The organism is Myxococcaceae bacterium JPH2 (assembly GCA_016458225.1).
Classification (GTDB): Bacteria; Myxococcota; Myxococcia; order Myxococcales; family Myxococcaceae; genus Citreicoccus.
This window is the reverse complement of the sequence record JAEMGR010000001.1, coordinates 1-24,435: the sequence shown is the minus strand read 5'-3', so window position 1 is coordinate 24,435 and position 24,435 is coordinate 1. Positions and strand designations below refer to the sequence as shown.

General features: G+C 67.2%; 20 protein-coding genes. 11 read left to right on the top strand and 9 right to left on the bottom strand.

The genetic code is table 11. The features are described from left to right. Positions 1–98: 98 nt before the first annotated feature. Genes JGU66_00100 through JGU66_00090 form a run of 3 tightly spaced genes read right to left on the bottom strand, consistent with a single transcriptional unit; the run spans position 99 to position 2,910 of the window. Positions 99–1,739, bottom strand: coding sequence for a caspase family protein (locus JGU66_00100; protein ID MBJ6759139.1), 1,641 nt, complete (start codon positions 1,737–1,739; stop codon positions 99–101). Then, on the bottom strand, positions 1,736–2,425 hold the full coding sequence (locus JGU66_00095; protein MBJ6759138.1) for a hypothetical protein: 690 nt from the start codon (positions 2,423–2,425) through the stop codon (positions 1,736–1,738). The genes JGU66_00100 and JGU66_00095 overlap by 4 nt, the downstream gene beginning before the upstream one ends. A gap of 2 nt (positions 2,426–2,427) precedes the next feature. Then, positions 2,428–2,910, bottom strand: coding sequence for an RNA polymerase sigma factor (locus JGU66_00090; GenBank protein MBJ6759137.1), 483 nt, complete (start codon positions 2,908–2,910; stop codon positions 2,428–2,430). 208 nt (positions 2,911–3,118) lie between these two features. Here JGU66_00090 and JGU66_00085 point away from each other — a divergent pair, with 208 nt between their 5' ends. After that, positions 3,119–5,878: a TonB-dependent receptor gene (locus tag JGU66_00085; protein MBJ6759136.1), complete on the top strand. Its 2,760-nt coding sequence runs from the start codon at positions 3,119–3,121 to the stop codon at positions 5,876–5,878. 1 nt (position 5,879) lies between these two features. Continuing rightward, positions 5,880–7,181, top strand: a complete 1,302-nt coding sequence (locus JGU66_00080) for a discoidin domain-containing protein (protein MBJ6759135.1) — start codon at positions 5,880–5,882, stop codon at positions 7,179–7,181. A gap of 93 nt (positions 7,182–7,274) precedes the next feature. On the opposite strand, the gene JGU66_00075 is transcribed toward JGU66_00080, so the two are convergent. Beyond that, complete coding sequence (locus JGU66_00075; protein MBJ6759134.1) at positions 7,275–8,183, bottom strand: TetR/AcrR family transcriptional regulator C-terminal domain-containing protein; 909 nt, start codon at positions 8,181–8,183, stop codon at positions 7,275–7,277. A gap of 131 nt (positions 8,184–8,314) precedes the next feature. Between JGU66_00075 and JGU66_00070 the strand changes: the two genes are divergently transcribed. Then, entirely contained in the window at positions 8,315–9,520 is a 1,206-nt protein-coding gene (locus JGU66_00070) for an FAD-dependent monooxygenase (GenBank protein MBJ6759133.1), read from the top strand. A 129-nt stretch (positions 9,521–9,649) separates the two neighbouring features. Here the strand turns inward: JGU66_00070 and JGU66_00065 are convergent, their stop codons facing one another. Continuing rightward, complete coding sequence (locus JGU66_00065) at positions 9,650–10,060, bottom strand: nuclear transport factor 2 family protein (protein ID MBJ6759132.1); 411 nt, start codon at positions 10,058–10,060, stop codon at positions 9,650–9,652. Positions 10,061–10,231: 171 nt separating this feature from the next. On the opposite strand from JGU66_00065, the gene JGU66_00060 reads away from it, so the two are divergent. Both JGU66_00060 and JGU66_00055 read left to right on the top strand, forming a co-directional pair. Next, the gene (locus JGU66_00060) at positions 10,232–11,827 is read left to right on the top strand and encodes a sigma 54-interacting transcriptional regulator (protein ID MBJ6759131.1); all 1,596 of its coding nucleotides are present in this window, start codon (positions 10,232–10,234) and stop codon (positions 11,825–11,827) included. Between the two features lie 148 nt (positions 11,828–11,975). After that, on the top strand, positions 11,976–12,854 hold the full coding sequence (locus JGU66_00055) for a hypothetical protein (GenBank protein ID MBJ6759130.1): 879 nt from the start codon (positions 11,976–11,978) through the stop codon (positions 12,852–12,854). A gap of 16 nt (positions 12,855–12,870) precedes the next feature. Here the strand turns inward: JGU66_00055 and JGU66_00050 are convergent, their stop codons facing one another. Beyond that, on the bottom strand, positions 12,871–13,779 hold the full coding sequence (locus JGU66_00050) for a LysR family transcriptional regulator (protein ID MBJ6759129.1): 909 nt from the start codon (positions 13,777–13,779) through the stop codon (positions 12,871–12,873). Between the two features lie 172 nt (positions 13,780–13,951). Here JGU66_00050 and JGU66_00045 point away from each other — a divergent pair, with 172 nt between their 5' ends. From JGU66_00045 to JGU66_00035, 3 genes are all read left to right on the top strand, one after another. After that, on the top strand, positions 13,952–14,443 hold the full coding sequence (locus JGU66_00045) for a hypothetical protein (protein ID MBJ6759128.1): 492 nt from the start codon (positions 13,952–13,954) through the stop codon (positions 14,441–14,443). A 244-nt stretch (positions 14,444–14,687) separates the two neighbouring features. Continuing rightward, positions 14,688–14,984, top strand: a complete 297-nt coding sequence (locus JGU66_00040; protein MBJ6759127.1) for a hypothetical protein — start codon at positions 14,688–14,690, stop codon at positions 14,982–14,984. Positions 14,985–15,359: 375 nt separating this feature from the next. Then, complete coding sequence (locus tag JGU66_00035) at positions 15,360–15,848, top strand: hypothetical protein (protein MBJ6759126.1); 489 nt, start codon at positions 15,360–15,362, stop codon at positions 15,846–15,848. 349 nt (positions 15,849–16,197) lie between these two features. Here JGU66_00035 and JGU66_00030 read toward each other — a convergent pair whose 3' ends face one another. Further along, entirely contained in the window at positions 16,198–18,180 is a 1,983-nt protein-coding gene (locus JGU66_00030; protein ID MBJ6759125.1) for a S9 family peptidase, read from the bottom strand. Positions 18,181–18,687: 507 nt separating this feature from the next. On the opposite strand from JGU66_00030, the gene JGU66_00025 reads away from it, so the two are divergent. Further along, positions 18,688–20,148: a class A beta-lactamase-related serine hydrolase gene (locus tag JGU66_00025; GenBank protein ID MBJ6759124.1), complete on the top strand. Its 1,461-nt coding sequence runs from the start codon at positions 18,688–18,690 to the stop codon at positions 20,146–20,148. A gap of 112 nt (positions 20,149–20,260) precedes the next feature. Here the strand turns inward: JGU66_00025 and JGU66_00020 are convergent, their stop codons facing one another. Then, positions 20,261–22,114, bottom strand: a complete 1,854-nt coding sequence (locus tag JGU66_00020) for a HEAT repeat domain-containing protein (GenBank protein MBJ6759123.1) — start codon at positions 22,112–22,114, stop codon at positions 20,261–20,263. Between the two features lie 327 nt (positions 22,115–22,441). Beyond that, positions 22,442–23,140: a YafY family transcriptional regulator gene (locus JGU66_00015; protein ID MBJ6759122.1), complete on the bottom strand. Its 699-nt coding sequence runs from the start codon at positions 23,138–23,140 to the stop codon at positions 22,442–22,444. 43 nt (positions 23,141–23,183) lie between these two features. On the opposite strand from JGU66_00015, the gene JGU66_00010 reads away from it, so the two are divergent. Both JGU66_00010 and JGU66_00005 read left to right on the top strand, forming a co-directional pair. Then, positions 23,184–23,585 (top strand): VOC family protein, encoded by a 402-nt coding sequence (locus JGU66_00010; protein MBJ6759121.1) that lies wholly within the window; start codon positions 23,184–23,186, stop codon positions 23,583–23,585. Positions 23,586–23,690: 105 nt separating this feature from the next. After that, positions 23,691–23,873, top strand: coding sequence for a transposase (locus tag JGU66_00005; GenBank protein MBJ6759120.1), 183 nt, complete (start codon positions 23,691–23,693; stop codon positions 23,871–23,873). Positions 23,874–24,435: the final 562 nt, after the last annotated feature.

The window sequence follows — 24,435 nt, the reverse complement described above, 5'->3', positions numbered from 1 at the left end:
CCTTCAGGCGCGAAGTGTGTCGAGGCGTGAACAGAATGCGCCCGGCATGGGGCGCGGTGACACGCCCGCTCGAACCAGCGCGAAGGCTTTGCTCCGGCTCAGAACGCGGCGCCGACCGCGATCTTCGGGTAGAGGCCGAACAGCACATGCCCGGATGGATGTTCGACGCCAGCCTGAACGAGGAACTGCCTCATGGCATCGTATTGCGACACGACGACACCTTCCACACCCATGCCAAGCGACAAGGCAGCATGGTTCCAGAAGAGAAAGGAGTAGCCCACGTCGACGTTCGAGAGCAGCGAGAGGAATGTCTTCTTGTCCCTGTTCATCGAGCCATCGTCCCGCCTCAGGAGCGCGGCCGTCACACCCATCTGTGCTCCGACGTAGAGGCCCGCAGGTGCGTTTTGGTGGGGATGGTAGCGGACTCCCACCTGCAGCCCTGGGCTGATTCTCTTCACCGAGCCAGCCCAAGCCCAGTCATCCGAGCCCGCCGGAGCTATTGGCTCCGAGCCAGCCGAAAGTGATGGTGTGACAGTGAGCATCCATGCTGGGGAGAGCGCCTGTGCATACTCGAACTGAACGGCCGCACCGAAAGCGAGAGACAGCAGATTCGTCGTCAGCAGCCGGTCCGCGTTGTTCGGCGGAGACGACCCGTTGGCCTCAGGCCCCTTCGCCGTGATGGAGGCAAAGCTCGCCGGTACCAGGGACTCCTCCTCGATGAGGAGTGATTGCTCGGCCTGGACGTTGAACTCGAGAGCGACCGGGCCGTCCGGGACCTTGCGGATCAGGACATAGCGTCCTGGGCGGAGCGCGACCTTCACCTCCCGCTCCCCCGCGGGCAGCTCGAGCACGCTCAGGCCCTCTGATGCCTGCACCACCTGCAGCGGCCCCCGACGCTGGCGCAACACCACGACGCTTCCACCCGTCGCCACGCGGGTGAGCGACAGGTCGTCGCGGCCCCGCAGGTTCAGGTCGAAGCTCGGGTGCTGCGGCTGGTCCGCGAACACCGCCGTGTCTCGAATCGTGAGCTGCTTCGCATAGGTGAAGGCCTCGAGCATCGACACCTCCCCATCTCCGGCGACGTCGGCGGCACCTCGCAGTCCCGCGACGAAGTGGTGGGTGAAGAACGAACCCTCCACGGCCGCCGCCTCATGGGCATTCTCCAAGCCGGAGCTGGAGGCGATGAGCACCGAGCCCTCGCTCTGGACGTGGAGCGGATCCGCGAGTTCGAACGGCGCGTCCGCGTGGAGGCCCTTCGTCTGCGTCCAGCCACCGCCACGACACGCGTCAATGATGCCCAGGCGCACCGTGGCGTCGGGGCTCTCGATGCGCTGCTTCAGCGCGGCCAGCTCGAGGGGTTCTCCGTGGGGGTACAGGGCCTGCTGGTCCGCATGGCCTGAATAGTAGAAGAGCAGCAGCGTCGGCCCGGGCGTCGCGCGCAGGCGCCGAAGCTTCTGGTCGAGCGCGGCCAGGATGGCCTCGGGCGCCGGGTCGAGCAACAGCTCGACATCTCCGGGTTGGAACTCGCCCACCTGGATGAGGACGTCCGCCATCTGCCGAGCGTCCACGTGCGCATAGCGCAGGGCGGTCCGGCCGAGCACCGCTGAGTTGGAGCCCACCACCACCGCCATCCGCTTCGGCGCGGGCGGAATGACAGACGCCGGCTGGGCCCAGGCGAGGGCGGCGCCCAGCCACGAGACCAGGAGGAGGACACGACACATGCTCGTCAGTCCATTCATCGAAGGGTGCTCTTTCGGAAGCGAAGCTCGGTGGTCCAGAGCGTCGCGGTCGTGGACGCCTCCGAGAGATGTTCAACGGCCTGAGGCTCGGGCAACGCCTCTTCGCTGAAGAGGAGGCGAATGCGCTCCTCGCCCTCGGTGGCGTCCACTCGCAAGCTCATGGGCACGGCCATTTCCTGACCAGGCGAGACGGGACCCTCATAGAGCACAGTCCATGCTTCAGGTCCTTCCGGCGCCTGCACCGCCACGGTGATGTGATGGTGCTCCCCCGCGACGACCTGGAGCTGGAGTCGGTCATCCGGCGCCAGGGGGGCCTGGCCATCCCAGAGGAAGACCTGCTCGCCACGCTTGATGTAGACGGCGACAGCGGGGGCGCCCTTGGTCGCCACGAAGGTCGGTGCCGCTTCGCTCAAGTGGCCTGGGATGATCACGTACAGCCCCGCAACCAGCGCGGCGGTGGCAAGCAGGGGCCACGCCCAGCGGGTCCACGCGACCCGCTCGTCCGCCCTGCGGTCGGTGTCGAGCGCTCGTGCCCACGCGGGCACGGGCTCTGATTGTTTCACCCGGCTCAGATAGGCGCGGCACCCGGTGCAGGTCTCGAGGTGCTGTTCCAGAGAAGGGCTCCGCAGTCCAAGCGCCGCGCGATCCAGCTCGAGAAAGGAGGGATGTCCGGGGGGGGCGGTCATGTTCAGAGGGTCCTCCTCAACTGCTCTACCTGTTCGTCGAGTCTCTGGAGGAGCCGCCGCACCGTTCGCTCGGACACCTGGAGCACGTCGGCAATCTCCTGTTGGGTCAGGCCATCCAGTCGGTTCATCAACGCCACCTCCAGCACATCAGGGGGCAGGTGCATTGCCAGTGATTGGAGCTCCTGGCGCTGCTGGAGCATGGCTTCCGTGGAGCGCCTGTCGGGGACTTCTGTCAGGGATGCGGACTCGCGCATGGGCGCGCTCCGGCGCTGGCGGAGCCTGTCCACCGCGAGGTTCGTGCTGGTCCGGTAGATCCACGCGGTCGCCTGGCGCGGGTCATGGGTCTGAAGCCTCGATTTCCACAACCGGATGAAGGTCTCTTGCGCCACGTCCTGTGCCTCGTCGGAGTCGCCCAGCATCCGGCGGCACTTCTCCCGGATGAACGGGAAGTAGCGCAGGTAGGCGCTCTGAATGTCGGTGGCCACGGCTCGGGGGTGCTCCAGATGGATGCGCGGGAAGGAAACGACTGGGCCCCAGAAAAGCGGACAGGAAATCGTGCGAGGGCAATCTGGCCGAGACCGTGGCCGGATGCGAGGCCTCACACCGTTCCCCCTTCCGACCTGCCGGGAGCGTCCCCGCCAATCCCGGGGGCCCCGCCGTCCATTTCGCTTCGCGCCGGGAACAGGGGAGTGCATGTCTCGACTGTCGTCTCACCCGACTGGGAAACTGGTCGCGCTCTGGATATTCCTGGCGGCAGCGCCCGCCCTGGCGCAAGGCGCGCCCCCCGAGGAGCTTCGGGTCCTTGAACTCGACGTCCAGTCCGCTGACGGGGGACTGCGTGTCCAGGGCGCTGTCCCTGCGCGCGGGTTCACCGGCGATGGGGACAGCTCCGAACTCGTTCCGCCCACGCGGCTCACCGACTCCCCGGCCACCGTTCCCAAGGGACTCGAGAACACGACGGCCGTCGTCACCCTCGAGCTGCTGATCGACGAGCAGGGCGGGGTGTCCGAAGTGAAGGTGGCGGAGAGCGCGGACTCGCGCTTCACGGACGCGGCCGTCCAGGCCGCCTGGGGGTTGCGCTTCACTCCTGCGACCTTGCGCGATGCGCCCGTGGCGGCGCGGATCCGCTTCGCCTACGTCTTCACGCCTCCGGCCGTGGAGGAGCATGCGACGACGCAGGTCTCGGGCTTCGTCAGGGCCAAGGGCACGCGTCGCCCCCTCGCGGACGCAGCTCTCACCGTCGACGGGCAGACGCAAGCCATCTTCCCCGATGCCGAAGGCCACTTCGTGCTGTCCCTCCCGGCTGGCTCCCATTCCATCCAGGTGCACGCCCCTGGCTACGAACCCGCCACCTTCGAGGAGTCCCTCACCGAGGGGCAGCAGCTCCAGGTCATCTATCGCCTCGAGCCCCTGCGGGTGAACCCTTACGAGACGGTCGTGAGAGACGAACGCCCTCGCGCCGAGGTGACGCGCATCAGCCTCCATGAGCAGGAGATTCGCGAGGTGCCTGGGACGCAAGGCGATCCCTTCCGCGTCGTCATGCTGATGCCAGGGGTTGGAAGTCTCGCGTCGGGCCTCGGCTATCCCGTCGTTCGAGGAGGTCAGCCCGCGTCCACCGGCTTCTACGTCGATGGGGTCCGCATCCCCATGCTGTATCACCTGCTGCTGGGGCCAGCCGTCATCCAGCCCGAGTTCATCGAGACCCTCGACTTCTTTCCGGGCGCGCCGCCCGTTCAGTACGGCCGCCTGCTCGGAAGTGTCGTCGAGGGCCGCATCTCCCGGCCGCGCGAGGACAGGATCCACGCAGCGGTCACCCTGGATGTCATCAACAGTGGCGTCTTCCTGGAGGTTCCTCTTCCCTCCACGGGAACCTCCGTCAGCGTGGCGGGCCGGATGAGCTACTCCGGGCTGCTCGGCTCGCTCGTGGTCAACGCCCTGTCGACCGATGACGCGCCGCGGATCCGCTCGGAGTTCTGGGACTATCAGGCCCGCATCGACCAGAAGGTGGGAAAGGGCACGCTGCGCCTGCTGGCACTCGGCAGCTCCGATGCCCTGGCGGAGCACTCCCCCGAAGCGTTGTTCGAGAGCCCAGATGGCCTGCTTCGAGGGGTGGCTTCGAACGGCGTGAGCCTCGTCACCCGCTTCCACCGGGTGGATCTTCGTGGCACCCACCCGCTCGCGGAGGGAAACCTGGAGCTGGGCCTCACCGCGGGCGTGGACGACCAGGGTTTTGGCACCGAGCGAGGGCCTCCGCGCGTCGTGCTGGGGGAGTTCCGGCTCCAGGAGAAGAGCCTCTCGGGACGGCTCCGTTGGACTCGCGCCTGGGGCCAGACGCTTCAGCTCACCGTGGGCGGTGACCTGGAGCACCGCCGGGCGACCGTTGTCGCCACCGGCGATGGCGCACCCGCTGGCTCCCAGTACTTCTCCGATGACGATCCCCTCACGCGTCCCAGCTCAAAGGCAAACATGGGCGGAGCCTTCGTCGAGCTGCAATGGCGCCCCTCGCCTCGTTGGCTCGTCGTCGCCGGGGGCCGTGCGGATTCCTATCACCTGTTCCAGGTCAGTACCCACACGACACTCGAGCCCCGGTTGACGGTGCGTCACGCCTTGACCCAGACGCTCGTGGTCAAGGGCGGGGCGGGCCTCTTCCACCAAGCGCCCACCGTCCTCCTTCAACTCCCGGCGATGGACACGAATGGCCTTCGCTATGGCTTGCAGGAGGGAATCCAGCTTGACGTGGGCGCCGAGTGGAAACCCCATGAAGCCTGGGATCTGAGCGCCGACGCCTTCTACAATCCCTTGCTCCGAACGGTGGAGTTCGACATCCAGCAACTCCTCGAGGGGCGCCGCCGAGGCGGCCTCGCTGGCTCTGACCCAGCCGCGTCAGGCGAAGCCTACGGTCTGGAATTGCAGGTCCGCCACCCGCTCGGCAACGACTGGTTTGGCTGGGCGTCCTACAGCTTCCTCCAGAGCCGACGACGGCTGCGCATCCAGCGCTTCGATGACCAGAATCAACGCGCGGACACGGTCCTGGCGACCGTGCCCTTCGCCTTCGAGCAGGAGCACGTCTTCAACGCGGCCGTCAGTCGCAAGCTCGGCCATGGCTTCACGGTCGGGGCGGTCTTGCACTTCAACACCGGCCGGCCCGAAACGGGCGACCTCACCCCTCCGCCCATGCGCCCCTCCGAGGATTCGAGGGGCAATCCCAGATGGGTGCGCCAGGACAGGGACCAGGCCGCGCGCCTTCCTTCCTTCTGGCGCGTGGACCTGCGCGCATCCAAGGCCTGGGCCATGGATGACTTCATGCTCGAGCTCTCGCTGGATCTGCTCAATGCCTCCGTCCAGAAGGAGGTCGTCTTCTTCGAGTACTCCACCACATCCTCCGCGCTTCGCCGAACGGGGCAGGGGGTGCCCGTCGTTCTTCCCATGCTCGGCCTGAAAGGGACTTACTGACATGCGCACCTTCCTTTGGCCTGGGCTCGTCCTGACAGCCCTGTGCAGCACAGGCTGTGAGCCTTTCGAGGACTCGCCACTCTTCCTCTACAGCATGGCCCTCCGGGGAGACGGCTCGCCCTTCAGTCAGACAGACCTCGTGTTGGAGGGCGGGCTGAGCGTCGATCCGCAGGGCCGCTTCCGGGACGTGATGAACTACACGCCCTATGGAGCCGTGACCACGCAAGCCAATGGGGCCTTCGCGCTGGAGATCCTCGCGGGCGACCTCGTGCAGCACATGGACACAAGGTACCTCAGCCCCCGTCCGACGTATCGCGAGCGCTTCCGGGTCGCGACACCGCTCGAGAACGACCGGGGGGCCTTCCTCTCGTTCACGTCGAGCAACGGGGGCGACACCGAGCTTCCTGTGATGCGCATCTGGGACGCGCAGCTTGCGATGGAAGAGGGGCCCACCGGCCCCATGCTGACCTTTGCCCCGCCCCCACCCACACCGCAGGTGCCCATGGGCGTGGTGGCGAACGACGAGCCGGAACCACCACAATCTGGAGCCCCCAGTCGCGACCGACAGTCTCCGCTGATTCCCGTCTCCACGTGGCAGCTCCACGGGGGAGGGGGACTGCTCTGGGACGAGCCCGAGGTCACTTCTCCTCGGGTCTTGTTCCCGTGGCTCATCGAGGACGAGGCCTCTCCGCAGGCGCAGGTGCGGATGGTGAGCGCGGGCGCCTGGCGGCGGGCGCCACTGGTGAGCCACGAAGCCTGGCTCGTCTTCCGGCTCGAGTGGCGCAGCGAGCGGCTCTCCCTTCCGGCAGGAACGCTGCGGCCCCTGAGCCGGGGCGCCCGGTGCTATCCGACGCTCGACGGGCCGTGTCCCTTCACGGATGGAGTGTTTCTGCGACGGGAGGTCTCCGAGCTGTGGCCTGACAACGATCCCGCGACCCATCCCCTGAAGCTCGGCGTCGACCTCGGCGCGCCCGCGCTCATCTCACGCGTGGTCATCCGCAATCTGGAGACTTTCGGGACGAAGCTCGTCGTCGAGGGCAGCGAGGACGGATTGCAGTGGGACGAACTCGCTCAACGGACTCTCGCCTTCCAGCACGGAATGCAGGGGAATGGCCGCACTTTTCGGACCGCGAGCGACGCAGACAATCCCTGGGACCCGCCCATCCAGAGATACGGCCAGAACTTCCTCGACATTCCTCTGTCTGGACCCCGCTCGGTCCGCTTCGTCCGACTGGCGCTGCAGGGAGGGAATGGAAAAGGGGCGGCGCCCACTTCACTCGCGGAACTCTCGCTCTTCGAGTGATACCGCGCGCCGCTGGGGTGTCGTGACACCAGGCTCGTTGAGTCGTCGCGACTTCGCAAATCAATCCGCGGTGCGACAACTCTTCAGCGCACCCTAGCGCCGCGCGAGCCGTGCTTCGAAGCCGTCGAGACACACGCGCAGGCCCAGCTCGAACAGCTCATCGAAGTCCAGGTCGAAGCCCGTTCGCAGGTCGATGAGCACCTTCGCGAAGTGCGGGAAGCGCCCCGATGTCGCGAAGCGGAGATAGCTGGGCTCGGTCCGCCGCATGAACTCCTCGTCGTTCATGCCCGTCTGGGCAAGGGCGTCGGCCTCGGACTCGAGGTTGACCGCGATGCCCTGCACGAACGCGTGGAGCAGCACATGGATGCGCACCATCTCCTGCGCCGGGAGTCGCGTCTCCAGGAGCGCGCGCATCACCCAGTCCGCGAAGGCGAGCGCCCCCGGTTGTGGCTGGGGGCGCGTGAGGCTCACCACGCGCGCAAGCCAGGGGTGGCGCTTGAAGATCCGCCACTCCAACCGGGCCGCCAGTTCCAGCTGCGCGCGCCAGCCCGGCGGAGGCTCCCGTGGCAACGGCTCCTCCGAGAACGCCGCCTCCGCCATCATCACGAGCAGCACGTCCTTGCTGGCGACGTATCGGTAGAGGGACATCACCGGCAGGCCCAGCTTCGACGCGACCCCACGAATCGAAAGGGCTGGCAGGCCTTCGTCATCCGCCATGGCGATCGCCGCGCGCACGATTCGCTCGCGCGTGGACTCCGCCGTGCCACGCGCCGCACCCTGCCGCGAGGAGCCGCCCGCGACAACAGTGCCCACACGCGGCATAGCCCTCACGATGCCCTCCTGCGCGAGCACCCTCATGGCATGTGCCGCCGTCGCGAGCGCAACCTTCCACTGCCGAGCAAGTTCCCGGGTGGACGGCAACCGGTCGCCAGGCTGGAGTGCGCCGGTGCGGAGCTGCCTCTTCACGTCTTCGACGATGCGTCGGTAGGGGGCCATTCCCATGAGATGTGTACTAGTACAGTTCGCGGAAGCGCCGCACGTCCCGGAGGGCGTGCCCGCCTGAGCTAGGACACCGGGCAACATCGCCGTGGGCTTTATTGTGGTGACGGGGGCGCGCGTGCACCGTACGCATCATGGCACGACCCGATGTCCTCATCGTTGGAGCAGGAATCGCAGGCCCGTCACTCGCGGGGTGGCTCGCGAGCCAGGGCTGGCGGATCACCGGCGTCGAACGCGCCCACTCGCTGCGCACCGGCGGTCAGGCCGTGGACTTCCGAGGCCCCGTGCACCGGAGCGTCCTCGAGCGCATGGGGCTGTGGGAGGCGATCCATGAACGGCGAACAAGGTTGGGGGCGCAGGCCCTCATCGATGGCAATGGCCGGACGTTGGTGGAGCTGCCCGCGATGCTGATGAGCGGAGACGTCGAGATTCAGCGTGGAGACCTCTGCCAGCTGCTCTTCGAGCGCACGCGAGCGGTGGTGGAGTATCGCTTCGGGGACGCACCCACCGCGCTGCGCGAGATACCCGGCGGAGTGGAGGTGGAGTTCGAGCAGCACGCCTCGCAACGCTTCGACCTGGTGGTCGGCGCGGATGGGCTTCGCTCGACTGTGCGCTCGTTGCGCTTCGGTGCGGCCCATGACTGTCTGATGCATCATGGCTACCGCATCGTGGGCTGTACCCTGCCGAACGCGCTGGGGCTGAGGCAGCGCGGCGTCGTCTACAGCGAGCCGGGACGCGGGGTCAGTGTCACCAGTGCGCAGGATGTGGAGCAGGTCCGCGCGCTGTTTGTCTTCACGGGTGCTCCCCTCGGCCCCCATGCGCGTTCCCCGGCCGTGGCGCGCGAAGCGGTCTCCACGGCCTTCGCGGGCGCGGGGTGGAAGACGCGGCAGCTCGTGGACGGGCTCCGTGACGCGGAGGACGTCTACTTCGACGCCCTCGGCTCCGTGCGGCTTGCGCGGTACTCCCAGGGCCGCGTGGTCCTGCTCGGAGACGCGGCCTGGGGCGGCACGCTCGGAGGGCAGGGCACGCCTCTCGCGATGGTGGGCGCGTATGTGCTCGCGGGTGAGCTGCTCGCGAGCCCGGATGCCCACGCCGACGCCTTCTCGCGCTTCGAGGCCCGGCTGCGGCCCTATGCGACACCGGCTCAAGGCGGCGCGAGGCGCGTGGGTGGCTTCTTCGCCCCGCGCACTCGGTCCGGGCTGTTCCTGCGGAACCAGTTCTACCGATTGCTCACCTCGAAGCCGCTCGAGCACGTGTTCGAAAAGCTCGTCACCCATGCGGCCAATGCGTTCGCGCTCCCCGAGTATGGCGGGGCTTTCGCCGCCCCTTCGAACCCATGAGGGGAGACGGGCACCCGTCCACCTCCTCGGGACGCCTGCGCGGTGGCCCTCGCTGGCGCAGGTCCGTCCTCATCATCAGGGGCCCGAGGAATCCAAGCCGATCATCAGCGCTCGCGCCGGGCCGGCGGCTCAGCGAAGGCGCCGTTCGCTCTCCGCGATGGGCAGGTCATTGGCACTCATGTCGCGGCGACGCATGAGTCCTTCGTCGTTGAACTCCCAATGCTCGTTGCCGTGCGTGCGGAACCACTGTCCCGTCGCGTCGTGCCATTCGTACTCGAAGCGCACGGAGATGCGGTTCCCGGTGAAGGCCCACAGCTCCTTCATCAAGCGGTAGTCCAGCTCTCGCTCCCACTTGCGGCGCAGGAAGTTTCGGATGGCCTCTCGTCCCCGGAAGAACTCCGTGCGGTTCCGCCACTCGGAATCTTCCGAGTAGGCGAGTGCCACCCGGTCCGGGTCTCGACTGTTCCAGGCATCCTCGGCGGCCTGGACCTTGGCGCGCGCGGTCTCCTGCGTGAACGGAGGACGAAGTGTAACGGACATGTCCTGCTCCTGTGGATTCGGGAAGGCGTGCTTCCGGGTTCGTCGGGTGGGTTTGCACAGGCCGTGCCCTGCGGAGCTTGAGCGCTGTCCCTCTGGGGGACGGTGTCCTCCATCTCCGCGTCACCACGAGTTCTCGTGGTCAATCGTCGCCAGATTGAGTAGGGGTGCGCCATGTTCGCTGACGCGCTTCAGTCCATCTCCCTGGCCATGGCTCAGGTCCGTTCGGTGGACGTGCTGCTCGCGCGCATCGCGCATGGGTTGGCGGCGCAGCCGGACGTGGCGCTCTCGCGCATCTGGCTCATCGCCCCCGGCGACATCTGCGGCACCTGTCCCATGCGCGCCGAATGTCCGGACACCTCCCGATGCTTGCACCTGGCCGCCAGCGCGGGCGGCTCTCGGAAGCGTGCGGAGGAGTGGACGGGCCTCGACGGAGCTTTCCGGCGGTTCCCTCTCGGCGTCCGCAAGGTGGGGCAGGTGGGGGCGACGGGAGAGCCCGTGCTCCTCCAGTGGACGGGGAAGGATGAGGGCTGGCTCGTGCGCCGCGATTGGGCGGAGCGCGAGGGCATCCTCAGCTTCGCGGCCCAGCCGCTCATCTTCCGAGGCGAGGTGCTGGGGGTCCTGGCGGTGTTCAGCCGGCGCAAGCTGGGCCGCGCGGAGTTCTCCTGGCTGCGCGCTTTCGCCGACCATGCCGCGGTGGCGCTCACCAACGCGCGCGCGTTCGAGGAAGTGGCGAGCTTGCGTGCCCAGCTCGAGTTGGAGCGGGACTACCTGCGCGAAGAGGTGAAGGAAGCGCTCTCGTTCGGCGAAATCGTCGGCCGGAGCGAGGCGCTTCGGCGCGTGCTCCTGCAGCTCCAACCCGTGGCGGCGACCACCGCCAGCGTGCTGGTGCTCGGAGAGTCGGGGGTGGGCAAGGAACTCATCGCCCGGGCCCTTCATGAGCAGAGCCCTCGGCGCGAGCGTCCGCTGATTCGCGTCAACTGCGCCTCCATCCCTCGCGAACTCTTCGAGAGTGAGTTCTTCGGCCACGTGCGAGGCGCCTTCACCGGAGCCCTCAAGGACCGCGCGGGCCGCTTCCAGGCCGCGGACGGTGGGACGCTTTTCCTGGACGAAGTGGGTGAGATTCCCCTCGATGTCCAGAGCAAGCTGCTCCGCGTCCTCCAGGAAGGGACCTTCGAGCGCGTGGGCGAGGACGTCACCCGCAAGGTGGACGTGCGCATCGTCGCGGCCACCCACCGCGACTTGAAGACCGAGGTGGCCCGGGGCCGCTTCCGCGAGGACCTCTTCTACCGGCTCAGCGTCTTCCCCATCGAGGTCCCGCCCCTGCGTGATCGGCTCGAGGATGTTCCGCTGCTCGCGGAGCATCTGCTCGGACGCGTCTGCGCGAAGCTCAACCTCGCGCCGCCCAAGATGACCCAGGCCCAGATGCAGGCACTCCAGCGCTACGACTGGCCGGGCAATGTCCGCGAGCTGGAGAACGTCCTGTCTCGCGCCGTCATCCTCTCCCGAGGCGGGCGGTTGCGGTTGGATCTCGCCTTGCCGGACGCCCGTGGGACCTCGTCGCGAGACGTTCGGCCCCGAGATTCCGGTGCCACCTCCTCGTTCATCACCGAGAAGGAATGGCGCCGCAGGGAGAAGGAGAACCTGAAGGCCGCCCTGGCCGCCGCGGGAGGCAAGGTGTACGGGCCGGGTGGCGCCGCCGAGCTTCTGGGGCTGGCGCCGACGACGCTCGCCTCCCGGCTCAAGGCCCTGGGCATCCAGGTTCGTTGAGGCTCCGGCGCACGGTCAATGTCATGACAACGGATTTTCGTGGCCAACGAGTTCTCGTGATGAGGTGCCATGCCCCAGCGGGAGACGGGCATCGTCACACCCCGGCCCCATGAAGGCGGAAACATCTCACCCAATTGCGGCGTGGTGATTGACCGAGCCTCCAAGCTGCGAGCCCTGCATCGAAGGGGCGTCGCACACGGAGAGCGACGGCAGCCAATCAGGGGCCGACGAGTCCAGGCAGGTCACGGTCTTCGTGTCAGTGTTACAAACACGGCCGATGCCCGATGCCGACCCATCCCTCGTTGCTCTGTTCGCGCAAGCCTTCGCCAATCCCGGGCTGGTGAGGCAGCACGGCCGGCGCCTCCTGCGACCGCTCGATATGCCCTGGGAGGTCTTCGAGGCCACGCTCACACGCTTCGTCGAGGTCACCGTCGCCGAGGACCCGAGCGAGGAGACGCGACGTCGCCTCCGAAGCCTGCTTGCGGAACTTCACGTGCGCCCCTCGCTTCTCTCGCAGGCGCTCATGCATGGCCTCGGTGTTCACGACAGGCGTGCGTCGGTCCTGCGCTGCATCCACGAGGCTTTTCCCCCCACCCCGCTCGTGGGGCGCCCCTTGGGTGAGGCGGTGCTGGAGGACGAGCGGGCCTTTCGGGTGGTGCTCGAGGCTGAAGTCGAGGCCGCGAGAGCGAGCGCGGAGACTCGCGACTGGAGGAAGCTCCCGGATGGCGAGCTCGAGCGCGCGTTCGAGAAGAACTCGGTCTATCTCTGGCTCGATGCCAGCGCGTGGTCGTTCTACGTGCCAGCCTTCCTCTCGCATGCGCTCCACCACCCGGCGGGACAGTGCGAGTTCTTCACGCTGCTGACGTTCCTGGAGCTCTCGCCAACCGATGCGATGAGTCGATGGACCCACGACCAACGACACGCCATCGCCCGGTTCCTCGCATTCGTATCCGATGACCAGCCCTGGAGCCGCTTGCTCCTTGAGCACCGGGACTCCCTCGTCGCCTGGCGAACGCTCCTGTCATGACGCCTGTGTCGGGCGGCTATCCGTGCGTCGCCCGGGAAGTGGCGAAGAGCGTCTTGACGAAGTCGAGGAACACTCGGACCCGGGAGGGGAGATGCCGGCTGGGTGGGTGCAGCAGGTGGATGGGGCGCTCCTCACAGACGTAGGGGTCGAGCACGGTGACGAGCGCACCGGTAGCCAGCTCGCGCGTCACCATGAAGTCCATCATCCACGTGATGCCAAGCCCCATCACCGCGGCGTCGCGCAGGGTGGCTCCCTGGCTGACATGGAACGCTCCGCGCGGCACGACGCGCGTGATGCCCTCGGCGCCCTTGAAGCGCCACTCACCCACGACGCCCTGGCGCAGGAAGCCGAGACACTGGTGGCGCGACAGGTCCTCGGGTGTGGCCGGTGTCCCGTGCTGCTTCAGGTAGGCCGGCGCTGCCACGGCCACCAGCCGGGTCGTGGCCAGGCCGCGCGCCACCAGCCGCGAATCTGTCAGCGGTCCCATGCGGATGAGCACGTCGGCACCCTCGGTGATGGGGTCCACCACCTCGTCCCGCATCGTCAGATGAACCTCGACACCCGGATAGGCCTGAAGGAAGCGAGGCAGGGCCGGGGTGAGCACGAGCTGCCCGATGACCTGCGGTACCTCCACGCGTACGAGCCCCGTGGGGCGGTTGCGGGAGCGGGCGAGTGACTCCTTGGCTTCACCCAACTCCGCCAGGATGCGCTGGCAGCGCGCATAGAAGTCGCGCCCGTCATCCGTGATGCGGAGCACACGTGTCGTTCGTTGGAAGAGGCGCACCCCCAGCTCTTCCTCCAAGCGGGCGATGCGGCGGCTGACGGCGGAGGCGGTGATGCGGAGCCTTCGCGCCGCTTGCGTGAAGTCTCCGTCCTCCACGGCTCGGACGAAGGCGTCGATGTTGGAGAGTGAGGGCAGTGACATACGAGGTCGGATTGATGCGTGGGCCGCATCGATGATGTGTTCGAGGCTCACTCGCACTCTACCCGCGCACGCGGCACATCTCTCCCCGTGGTTCATGTGAGCCCACGAAAGTGAGCTCGTTTCGAGAGAGGCGTGCGTCATGACAAGGCTGCAGTCGATGGACTCAGGAGGCGTGAGCGATTCCGTGAAGGCCTCGCTCGCGACGTTGCTGTTGACGAGCGCTCACCACGCCTACGGTGGTCTCCTTTACGGAACGCCATGGCGGCTGCATGTGGTGGGGATCGCCGCCGTCACCGCCGGAGTTCTGCTCGCCTCGCAGAGGGGGCTGCGAGTGCGTCGAGCGGAAAGGCGCGGCGAGCTGGCCTTCGCCGTTCTTGCGCTGACCACGCTCGCGGTTCCGGTTGGGATGATTGGCGCGTTCGAGGGGCTCTACAACCACGTGCTGAAGAATGTCCTCTACTTCGGCGGCGCGCCCACGGCCTTGCTGTCGCAACTCTTCCCGCCCCCCACCTACGAACTGCCGAACGACTTCCTCTTCGAGCTGAGCGGAGTGCTCCAGGCCGTGCCCGCGGGGTTCGCGCTCCTGGCGCTCGTTCGCGGTTTCCGTGAGCGATGGACGAGCGGCCCAGGGCGGGCGAACCGCAACGTGGCAGAGGTGCCGTGACATGGTCGCGCGCAAGGGTGCCATCGTCATCATGGGGGCTACGGCCAGGTAGGGCAGGCGAATCGCGGGACGCGCCCAGGCTCGAGCCGCGGTTCTTGCCACCTCGCTGGGCCACGGCGTCCGGGGGCATCGCTTCGACGCGGATACGGAGTCTCCCGCGTCGCTCCTCGCGGACACCGTCGTGGTGGTGATGTGTGTGGATGCGAAGGACGCCTGCTTTGCCGAGTGCTGTCTCCGAGCAGGCGTGGCCTTCGTGGACGTGAGCGCGAAGCAAGCTCTGCTCGATGCATTCGAGGGATTCGACGCGCTGGCACGAGCTTCGGGCAGCACCGCGATGCTCGGCGTGGGCGTGGCGCCAGGAATGACGAACCTGCTGGGTGTCTGGGCCGCGTCGGGGAGGGAGTCGACCGCGGCGCGCGTATCGATGGTCTCTGCAAGACGCGAACAGGGCCGCACGAGTACGGGGGCTTATCCGACATCCATCTGTCCTCTTCACGTCGCGGCCCATTATTCTCCGGGAGGATTGATTCGCTGGCACTGATTGCCCCGCGGTTTCTCGCGCTCGCGGAGCGCGAAAGCCCGCGGGTATGAGAAGGCGTCCCCGGTTCGTACTTCTCCTCCAGCCCCTGCTGATGCGTACACCGCCCCTTCAATCTCCACATGGGCGCGGTGACCGGAAATCCACGACGATTGCTGGCCCCGTCCTGGAGTGGCTGTCTGGGCTGCAATATTCGTCAGGGCGCGGATGGGCTCCCTGCCTGCCGCGTCACGTGGCTTGCTTGAAGGTGCGACCGCACGGAACGACCCTGAAGGTGGATGTTTGCGATTGGCTGTTCGCTTGCCCTCGACCACGCCTTGCGGTTCGCGTGTCGCATGCGCAATTCCGCCTCCCCAAGTGGATGACTGGGGAGGGAAAATGAATCGATTTCTTGTGTTGGGATTGATGGTGTCGAGCACTGCCCTGGCGGCGCCGGTAGACCTGTATCGGCTGTACAGCGGGGGCGCGTCAGACCATTTCTACACGACGAACATGGACGAGGCGTTCTATGCGGCGTCTCATCTGGGCTATGTGTATGAGGGGGTGGCTGGGAAATGCCTCTCGACGCAGGAGCCGGGGACGACGCCTCTGTATCGTCTGTATCAAGGGGGGGTGGGCGACCATTTCTATACGACCTCCTGGCAGGAGCGGGATATGGCGGTCGTAAGGCTTGGGTACGGCTACGAGGGAATCGAATGCTATGTCTTCGCCGGTCAATCCTCGGGCACGTGTCCCTTGTACCGACTCTGGAGCGGCAGCGATCACTTCTACACGCTGTCGTGGGGGGAGGCGCTCAACAGCGGTTACTCCTATGAAGGCGTCGCGGGGTATCTCTACGCCCCGGCCTTTGGGGCGTGTCCAGGGTAGCGGGCGGCATCGGCCGCAGTGCCTCCACCGTCATGGCGTATCTGCCGACACCCGTCGCGTGCTTTCGACTCGATGGGTGCATTGCGGGGAGGGGATTGAGCCGCTCACGCGGACAGGCTGACGGCGCTGCTGCCCATTCGAACTTGGCTGGCGCAACGTAGCTGCTTGCCGGGTGCACGCACTGCTGGAAGTCGAAGACTTTGATGTCGTCGAAGCGCTTCACCTTCGCGTCATCAACGCTCTCAAAGGACTCTCCCAGTTTCCCTTCGCGCGTGCTGAACCCACTCTCCATGGCCGAGTCAGGGGAGGGGAGGGCCGCGATTCCCCTCCGCCCCAGATTCTGCGCTGCCTACTTCGCCGTGCCGCCGGATTGGCGGACGACTGCGCTCGAGCCCGGCACACGCCCTTCCGTCGGCAGTGGCTCCAATCGGCCCCCGAGGTGTCGCGCCAGGAAGGCCTCCACGCGCGCGTGGTAGTCCAGGTTGTTCTCAGGCTGATAGAAGCCGTGGCCTTCGTTGGGATAGAGCACGTACGTCACGTCACGCCCGGCCTTCTCCAGCGCGGACACCATCTGCTCGGACTCCGCCTGCTTCACCCGCGGGTCGTTCGCTCCCTGCGCCACGAACATGGGGATGCGAATCTGGTCCACGGAGAAGACGGGCGAGGTGGCGCGCAGCCGCTCCTGCTCGGCCGGGTCGTCCACGTCGCCCACGCGCTGGGCGTACGAGCCTCGGATGACCTGCCACTGCGGCGGGAAGGACTTCAGGAACGTGAAGAGGTTGGAGATGCCAAAGGCATCCACCGCGCAGCGGTACAGCGTGGGGCTGAACGCCGCGCCCGCGAGCGCCGCGTAGCCTCCGTAGGAGCTGCCCATGATGGCGACCCGCGAGGCATCCACCTGGCCCTCCTTCACCGCCCACGCCACCGCGTCCTCCAGGTCGTCGTTCATCGCGCGGCCCCACTGGCGGTTGCCCGCGTTGAGGAAGGCCTTTCCCAGCCCCGCGGAAGCGCGGAAGTTGACCTGGAGCACTGCGTAGCCCCGGTTCGCCAGCCACTGCACCTCCGGGCTGAAGCGCCACGTGTCCCGCGTCCACGGGCCGCCGTGCACCAGCAGCACCGTGGGCAGCGGGCCCTGCGGCGCATCCACCGGCCGAGTCAGGTAGCCCGTCAGCGTCAGGCCGTCGCGGGACTTCAGCTGGAAGGGTTTCATCCGCGCCAGCGGCGTCTGTTCCAGCGAGGGCTGGTTGGAGAAGAGCAGCTCGGCGCGGTGGGTGGACCGGTCGTAGGTGTAGTAGCGCAAGGGCGCGGCGTCCTGCTCGAAGGCCACCACCCACCGGCGGTCCGCGCGGTCGCGGCTGACCAGGGAGAAGTCTCCGTCGGCCATGCGGCCCAGCACCTCGAAGTCCTCGCGCAGGCTTGGGTCCAGCACCTTCCACCGCACGTGTCCGTCGGTGTTGAAGGCCACGGCTTGGACCACCTTGCGCTCGGGGTGGAAGAGGACGTCGAACACGTCCGAGCCCGCGTCCTCCGCGAGCACCTTCTCCGCGCCCGTGCGCAGCACCTTCTCCACCACCCGCGAGGTGTTGGAGCCGTGCGGACTCTTCAGGTACACCTTCGCGCCGTCGCGCGAGAAGCCGACGAACCCCATGTACTGCGGGAAGACGTTCTCGCGCAGGGGCACCTCCAGCAGCGTCCGCCACGGGGTGCGCGCGGAGTCCCGGACGCGCAGCACCGTGGTGCCGTCCGGCTTCTGCGCCAGCGCTCCGCGCACGTTCAGCTGCGAGTCCGCCGTCCAGTTCATCACGTCGCCCGGGTCCTGCGTGTCGAGCGTGATGGCGCCAGTGTCGAGCGACACGCGGTAGATGTCCGAGCCCGTGCGCTCCCGGAGGTTCATCGTCACCAGGAGCTCTCGCGGCGCGGTGGGCGAGGATTCCAGCATCCGGGCGCGGATGCCCTGGAAGGGCGTCAGGTCGCGCACCACGCCCGTCGACAGGTCGGCGGCGTAGACATGCGTGTTCTCGTCGCCGTCGGAGTCCTGCGGGTAGAGGAGGGTGCGCGAGTCCTGCGACCACTCGTAATACCGGACGCCTCGCTTCGGCTCCTTCGTGACGGCGCGGGTGTCGTCCTGGCCTTGCAGCGTTCGCACCCAGACCTGCATGACGCCCTTCGCATCGGGCGCGACCCAGGCCAGCTTCTCTCCGTCTGGAGACAGCGCGGGCGCATCCCGGACGCGGTTGCCGAACAACAGCGTCCGGGGAATCACGGGCGGCGGTTCCGCTAGCGCGGGCACGGCCCACAGCATCAACACCATCACTCCACGGCGCAGCAACATCGGATCTCCCAGTGGCGTCGTCCCTCGGGACGAGAAAGCAGCGACACGCCCCGTGAACACCCGTAGGGGCTGCTTATTTCTCACTCCCTGCTACACCCGGATGACGCGCTTCGGGCCATACACCTCACGCATCTCGGGCGCGTCTTTCCCGCCACACCCTCGTAGCCCCGCGCTTCTTGAAGGGCGTCTCCCGGGGAGCGCACCCCTGCGTGGCGGACTCGCCAGCCGCGACTGGCTCGGGACTCCGCGCGTCAAGAGCGCTCGTTCGAAGCCTTCATCCACATCGCGATGACGGGCCTCATGCTGCGTCGCCTCGCGCAGCCGTACAATGAGGGCCTCATTCGCCGCCGAGACCTGAGCGCCAATGACATTCAAATCGCGGGGAGTGAGCGCCGCCTTCGCTGTTCCGCCCGAGGGACCCCGGGGTTGAGTCCCTCCTCCTCGCGGATTGACCCCGCATCAGCTGCCTTCATAAGGTTCGCGCTCACCTCTGGAAGGATCATCGGGATGCATCACCCGTTTGTTGCCGCGCTCCTGTGTGTGCTCGTCGCCGTTCCGGCTGTCGCACCGGCTGCTGATGCGGAGCTGACCACCCGCCTCGATGCCCAAATGGAGCGTAACCGCGCTCGCTACGGTATCGCCGGACAGGCCGTGCTGATCCGCCACAACGGCGAACTCGTCTATCAGGGAGCCGGCGGCGAGCGGGACATCGCCCGTCACACGCCGGTCTCCGCCGAGACCGTGTTCGACGCCTATTCGTTGGCCAAGCTGCTGGCGGGCACCTTGGTGCTGCAGCTCGTCGAGCAGGGACACGTCGAGCTGGATGCACCGGCCAGCCGCTACCTGCCGAACCTGCCCGAGGCGTGGCGGGCAATCAGCGTGCGCCACTTCTTCAATCACAGCTCCGGTGTTCCGGAGTACTTCGAGAATCACGCGGGCGCCGTGGTGTCGAAGGGCCACGTCGGTTTCCCGCCCACGCTGGACGCCGTGTTCGCGAGCCTGTCCGACACCCCGATGCAGTTCGCCACCGGCAGCAGCAACCGTTACACGCAGACCAACTTCCTGGTGCTGACCGCACTGCTGCAAGCGCATTACCGCCAGCCCTACGCGGCCATCGTGCGCCAGCGCATCCTGCAGCCCCTGCGTCTGCGAAGTACCTGGCTGGGGCCATCTGGTATTCCGGCCGCACGTCTGGCCCCTGCTTACATTGGGAAGGACGGCGCCCTGCAACGGGAAGACGATATCGCCTGGCCTGCCTATGCGCAGGGCCACGCGGGCCTGCACACCACCGTCGGCGATCTCGATCGCTTCCTGCAAGCGCTGGTCGCCGGCAAGCTGGTGCGCCGCGCGACGCTCCAGACACTGCTACAGCCGCAGCCGCTCAGCACGGGACGCGACAGTGGGTTTGTCAGTGGGTGGGAGATGGGGCAAAGCGGCGCCTACCGACAGATAAGCCACGATGGAGGCACTCGCGTTCGCGCGCGCCTGTTGTTCAAGGAGACGCTGGCCGGGGATGTCTGGACGTTTGTCTATTTCACCAACGGCAGCGCGCGCAATATCTGGTCGCGCACGCTGGTGGACAGCACCATGGCGCAGGTCGCGCCGCAGTTGTTTCCGCGCGAGACGCTGTCCGAACGCTTGATCACCCATGCCCTCGCCGACGATGGCAGCGACGATACGGCGCTGAGGACTTGGCTGCGCGACAGCAGTGGAATCGCGGAGGCGGACCTGGAGCGAGAGATCAACGGTGCCGGCTATGCCATCCGTGAGAATCTCGGCAATCGCCCGGCGCTGCGAGTGTTCACCCTCAATACCCAGCTCCATCCGCAATCGGCCAATGCCTGGGACAGCTTGGCTGAGTGTCACGCCGCGCTGGGCGATGCGGAAACCGCAGCCGCGCTGTACGCGAAGTCGCGGCAACTGGCCGCTGAGCCTTCCCGGGTTCCAAGGACACCTGAGAAGAGGTGACCGCAGGATGCCCACGACGATGCCGAGACGCGAGCGCAGGAAGTCCACGCCGGAGTTCAAAGCCCGGGCGGTGAACTCCGTCTGCATCCGCCCGAGGACCGATGCGTGAGGCTCAGGTGCCCGTGAGTCCCCATTCGTGTCGGCTCCAGGGCGAGAACAGGGCACGCGGGAAGCTGTGCCTGGAAGGCTTCACCTCCGGCGTTCGGGCATTCGCCAGGATATCGAATGCGAACTTGCGCACCCGGGGCGACGGGAGCACACCCTGCTCGCGTCCCTCGTCGCGCGCCAGGTGGAACTCCAGGCTCTCATCCACGAGATAGTGCATTTGGAAGAAGGTGTAGCTCGAGTAGCGGCTTGCGTCGTTGAACGTCTCCAGCACGGCAACAGAGGCGTTCATCAACAAGGAGAGGTCCTCGGGCGTGCCGCGCTTCGCGAGGGCGTGGAGGGCTTCTGCCGCCGCGAGCGGCACATCGCCCCAGGCGCTCTCGTCCGTGAGGGCCTGCTCTACGCACGGCTGACCGGCTTCGCGGTCCACTTCGCACAGCCAGCGCAGGGCCTCGGCGCGAAGCCATGCTTCGGGAGCCCCCCGGGCCAGCCGCACGAGCTCGGGCAGTTGCTCGCGTCTTCCTGCGCGGATTAGGGCCGCTGCGGCGCGAACGCGCAGGCCCGGATGCGTCGACCGCGTCAGTGCCTCCACTCGCTCTCGGGCTTCGTCGCCCACGCCTCCGAGCCCAAGCAGCGCTTCGAGCGCGAAGCACGCGGCGACGTCGTCGGTTCCTTGCAGGACCTCGAGGAAGAAGGGGCGCTCTTCGGGCCTGGGAGCCAGCGCCACCTCCTGGAGCAGTTCGAGCACGAGCGCTGGAAGCTCCGCCGCGCCCAGTGACTCCCACGCCCACTGAATGGCGGCCGGCCGGTCCACCAGGAAGAGCGCCGCGAGCAAGGCGCGGCGGGGATGGTCGGCCATGTTCGGATGGCGGAGCAGGCGGAGGAGCAGGGGCCTCTCCTCGGTCCACTCGGCCAGCAGTCTGGCGGCGAACGGGAAGGTCGTGTCGCGCTTCACCGCGATGTTGCCGCGGAGGGAGGTGAAGAGCTGCTGGTGCACCGCCGCGTGGCTCAGGCGCTCGCGCAGGTCGTCCGCGTGGAAGTGGGCGCGCAGTTCGGGCAGCGGCAGGCGCAGGGCCTCCGCCGCCTGCTGGTACAGCTCGGGGCGCAGCCGCGCCCATCGGACGAAGGCTTCGGAGGGAAGGCCGTTGCGCAGGTTGTACAGCAGCTCCTGGGAGACCTCCTCGTGGGCGAGGCGCGCAAGGACGTCCCAGGATCCCGGTTGCTCCCAGGTGGCCACGGCCGCGTAGCGCTCGAGGTACGAGTCCGGGTCCTCGCGTCGAATCGCCTCCCGATCCTCGGCGAGCCAGCGCGCGTACAGGAGGTCGCGGAGTCGTGTGTGCAGGGGGATTGTGCGCGAGTGGGCGAGCACCTCGACGCGCTGTCTCGCCGTGGCGCGCGCGAGGGCCTGCTCGGCGATGATGCAGGACTCCTCCGTGCGAGCCAGGCAGAGGAGCCTGTCCAGGTCCGGAGGGCTTCCCCAGTCGCGCTTGGCGAGGGCCTCGTCGAGAAGTCCCGCGAACTCGCGCGGGGACAGCTCAATCCCCACGGAAAGCGCCCCCTGCAGGGAGTGGCTCCTGGCGACGATTCCCTCCCGGTCATCGAGGAGGAGGTCGCGCAAGGCGTCACGCTGCCCCGGGCCCGCGAAGCGCGCCAGCAGGTCGATGCAGCGCTCCCGCGTCGGGTCTCTCCCGGGCTTCTGGTGATGCGCTCGGAGGTACAGCGCCCACTTCAGGTAGTGCTCGTTGGCGGAAGTGCTCTCGTGGGGATGCGGTCCTTCGAGTGGAATCGACTGGAGGACCGACAGCAACTGCGCGCAGAGACTCTCGCGCGAGGACCACTTCAGCTTCAGGTACGGGAACAAAGCGGACGCCGAGTTGGGATCGGCTGGCGAGACCGACTGCGAGGATGCAGCTTGGGTCAGACGTTATCCGAGGCGCGATGCCAGCTCAATCCAGCTGTCGCTCCTGCCAGGGCTGGCCGTTCCAGGTCCGCGGGACGTGATGGGTGACGCTCCCAGCGCGCGCGTCCCTGTCGAGGACGGGACTGTCCCTCTCGTTCAGGTTCTTTCAGCCCTGGCCATTCGTCGCGTGCCGACGCCGCGACCTCCACCGGTCTGGCGCACCGTCGAAGCGATTCCTCCCAAGTTCGTTCTCGCGCGACCCCTCCAGCACGGGGGCACGCCGATGCCTCACGGTAAGCGCACGCCGCGGTCGTCCATGTGCGCCCTCCATCGTGTGAGCAAGCTCGCCGGGCGGACGTCGCTCAAGTCATCGAGGAACTCGGCGTCGAGGATGCGGTCGGTCCGGAAATGGCGAAAGCGCTTGCGCTGCTCGCACCACGCCGCGATCAGACGCACCGCATCCGTGTAGCCGATCATCACCGGCCAGATCGTGCGGCGCGTCTGCTTCCCGGCCTCGTCCTCGTACCGGATGCGGAGCTTACGTCCGGCGCGGATCCAACGCCGGACCTGCGCGACGTCGATCCCATCAGGACGCTGGGCGAGCGGGACCGGTGCACCGACGGTTGGCTCGGTGACGAAGACGCGGAGGTGCGCGGGGACGGACGCCGAAATCTTCGCCAGCAGGTCGCGCGCGGCCGCGGCCAGCGCTCGATCTCCCCGCTCGGCGACCCATTGCGCGCCGAGGACCGCCGCTTCGAGCTCGTCGGGGGTGAGCATGAGGGGCGGCATGTCGAACTCGCGGTCGATGATGTAGCCGACCCCAGCTTCGCCCCGGATCGGTACGTGCTGCGCCACCAACGCGGCGATGTCGCGATAGATAGACCGCTTGGTGACCTCGAACTCGTCGGCGAGCTTCGTGGCGGTGACGGGCCCCCGCGAGCGCCGCAGCGTCTGGATGATTCGGAACAGCCGGTCGGCGCGTCGCATGCTGACATCATGCTGTCAGCAGCCCCTGTGTACAACGCTCGGCATGAACCTCTACTCCGTTCGACTCATCGTTCGCGACATCAAGAAGCTCGTGGCCTTCTACGAGGCCGTCACGGCGTTGCCGGCGAGGTGGCTCAACGACGACTTCGCCGAGATCCCCACCCCCGCGTGCACGCTCGCCATCGGCAGCGAGCGCACCGTGAAGCTGTTCGCCGAAGGCGCCGCGAGGGCGGCCGACAACCATACGGCGATCATCGAGTTCCTCGTCGAAGACGTCGACGCAGCGTTCGCCAGGCTCGGCGGAGTCGTCACCGAACTCGTGCAGTCGCCGACGACCATGCCGTGGGGCAATCGCTCTCTGCTCATTCGCGATCCCGAAGGGAACCTCATCAACCTCTTCGCTCCGGTCACCGACGCGGCGAAGCAGCGGTTCCGCCGACCCTGAATCCGCCGCCTTCCCGGCGACTTCAGTCCCTCGAGCTTGCGGTTCGGCGCAAAGCTGGGCCTGCTCATCCGAACAACTCCAGCGTACTCACCTGAGAGCAACGGGATGGCGGAGTCCTTCGTGAAGAGCTTCAAGCGCGCCTACATCCACCTGACTCGCCTGGACAGTGCGGAGGCCGTCCTTCGACAGTTGCCCACGTGGTTCGACGACTACAATCACGTGCACCCTCACAAGGGCCTGAGGACGCGTTCCCCCATCGAGTACCGACGAGCAGCCCCACCCCTCTGACCGTGTCCGATTTGACGGGGGCAACTCCAAGCGCTCTCTACTCTGCGAGGGAGACTCCTTTGTAACTCAGAGACTTGCGCACGAAGGCCCCGCGATTTTCATCGCGAGGCCTGTGTTGAAAAGAAGGTCCTGCGACGTTGCATAGACTTTCAATCGGCTCCCCGAGAGAAACTCTGCGCGAACTCGTTCTCGGTGCCTCTCTAAAGAGTGCGACGGAAAACATGAGAGACATCTTGGGGTTAGACGAAGTCAGGAAATTTCGGGGTCCGACTGGGTGACCGCGAACTTCCATACGGTTGGCTACTTCACTTGGCTCCTGCTGGGCGGAGGCAGTTGGGACCGTCGCCAGGCCTCGCCGCTCGTCGCGGGAACTTCGGCGCCAATGTCCCATCCAGCGCTGCGCCGGCCATGCCGGCGGCATCCAGCCGTCTGAACTGTCCGAAGCCCTGCCTATCCTTCAGCGATAGGCAGGGCCTTGCCGTCGGGTCAAAACCGCTGTGTCGACGTACCCTCTGACCTACTCCCCCTGTGTCAGGGAAGTTGTCGCCTCGGCTGAGGTGCC

What these genes read in the sequence shown, in the direction of transcription:
- JGU66_00060 (MBJ6759131.1), top strand. Translation starts at nt 10,232, where the DNA reads ATGTTCGCTGACGCGCTTCAGTCCATCTCCCTGGCCATGGCTCAGGTC.
- JGU66_00070 (MBJ6759133.1), top strand. Translation starts at nt 8,315, where the DNA reads ATGGCACGACCCGATGTCCTCATCGTTGGAGCAGGAATCGCAGGCCCG.
- JGU66_00015 (MBJ6759122.1), bottom strand. Translation starts at nt 23,140, where the DNA reads ATGCGACGCGCCGACCGGCTGTTCCGAATCATCCAGACGCTGCGGCGC.
- JGU66_00095 (MBJ6759138.1), bottom strand. Translation starts at nt 2,425, where the DNA reads ATGACCGCCCCCCCCGGACATCCCTCCTTTCTCGAGCTGGATCGCGCG.
- JGU66_00025 (MBJ6759124.1), top strand. Translation starts at nt 18,688, where the DNA reads ATGCATCACCCGTTTGTTGCCGCGCTCCTGTGTGTGCTCGTCGCCGTT.
- JGU66_00075 (MBJ6759134.1), bottom strand. Translation starts at nt 8,183, where the DNA reads ATGGGAATGGCCCCCTACCGACGCATCGTCGAAGACGTGAAGAGGCAG.
- JGU66_00100 (MBJ6759139.1), bottom strand. Translation starts at nt 1,739, where the DNA reads ATGAATGGACTGACGAGCATGTGTCGTGTCCTCCTCCTGGTCTCGTGG.
- JGU66_00010 (MBJ6759121.1), top strand. Translation starts at nt 23,184, where the DNA reads ATGAACCTCTACTCCGTTCGACTCATCGTTCGCGACATCAAGAAGCTC.
- JGU66_00065 (MBJ6759132.1), bottom strand. Translation starts at nt 10,060, where the DNA reads ATGTCCGTTACACTTCGTCCTCCGTTCACGCAGGAGACCGCGCGCGCC.
- JGU66_00030 (MBJ6759125.1), bottom strand. Translation starts at nt 18,180, where the DNA reads ATGTTGCTGCGCCGTGGAGTGATGGTGTTGATGCTGTGGGCCGTGCCC.
- JGU66_00005 (MBJ6759120.1), top strand. Translation starts at nt 23,691, where the DNA reads ATGGCGGAGTCCTTCGTGAAGAGCTTCAAGCGCGCCTACATCCACCTG.
- JGU66_00080 (MBJ6759135.1), top strand. Translation starts at nt 5,880, where the DNA reads ATGCGCACCTTCCTTTGGCCTGGGCTCGTCCTGACAGCCCTGTGCAGC.
- JGU66_00085 (MBJ6759136.1), top strand. Translation starts at nt 3,119, where the DNA reads ATGTCTCGACTGTCGTCTCACCCGACTGGGAAACTGGTCGCGCTCTGG.
- JGU66_00035 (MBJ6759126.1), top strand. Translation starts at nt 15,360, where the DNA reads ATGAATCGATTTCTTGTGTTGGGATTGATGGTGTCGAGCACTGCCCTG.
- JGU66_00050 (MBJ6759129.1), bottom strand. Translation starts at nt 13,779, where the DNA reads ATGTCACTGCCCTCACTCTCCAACATCGACGCCTTCGTCCGAGCCGTG.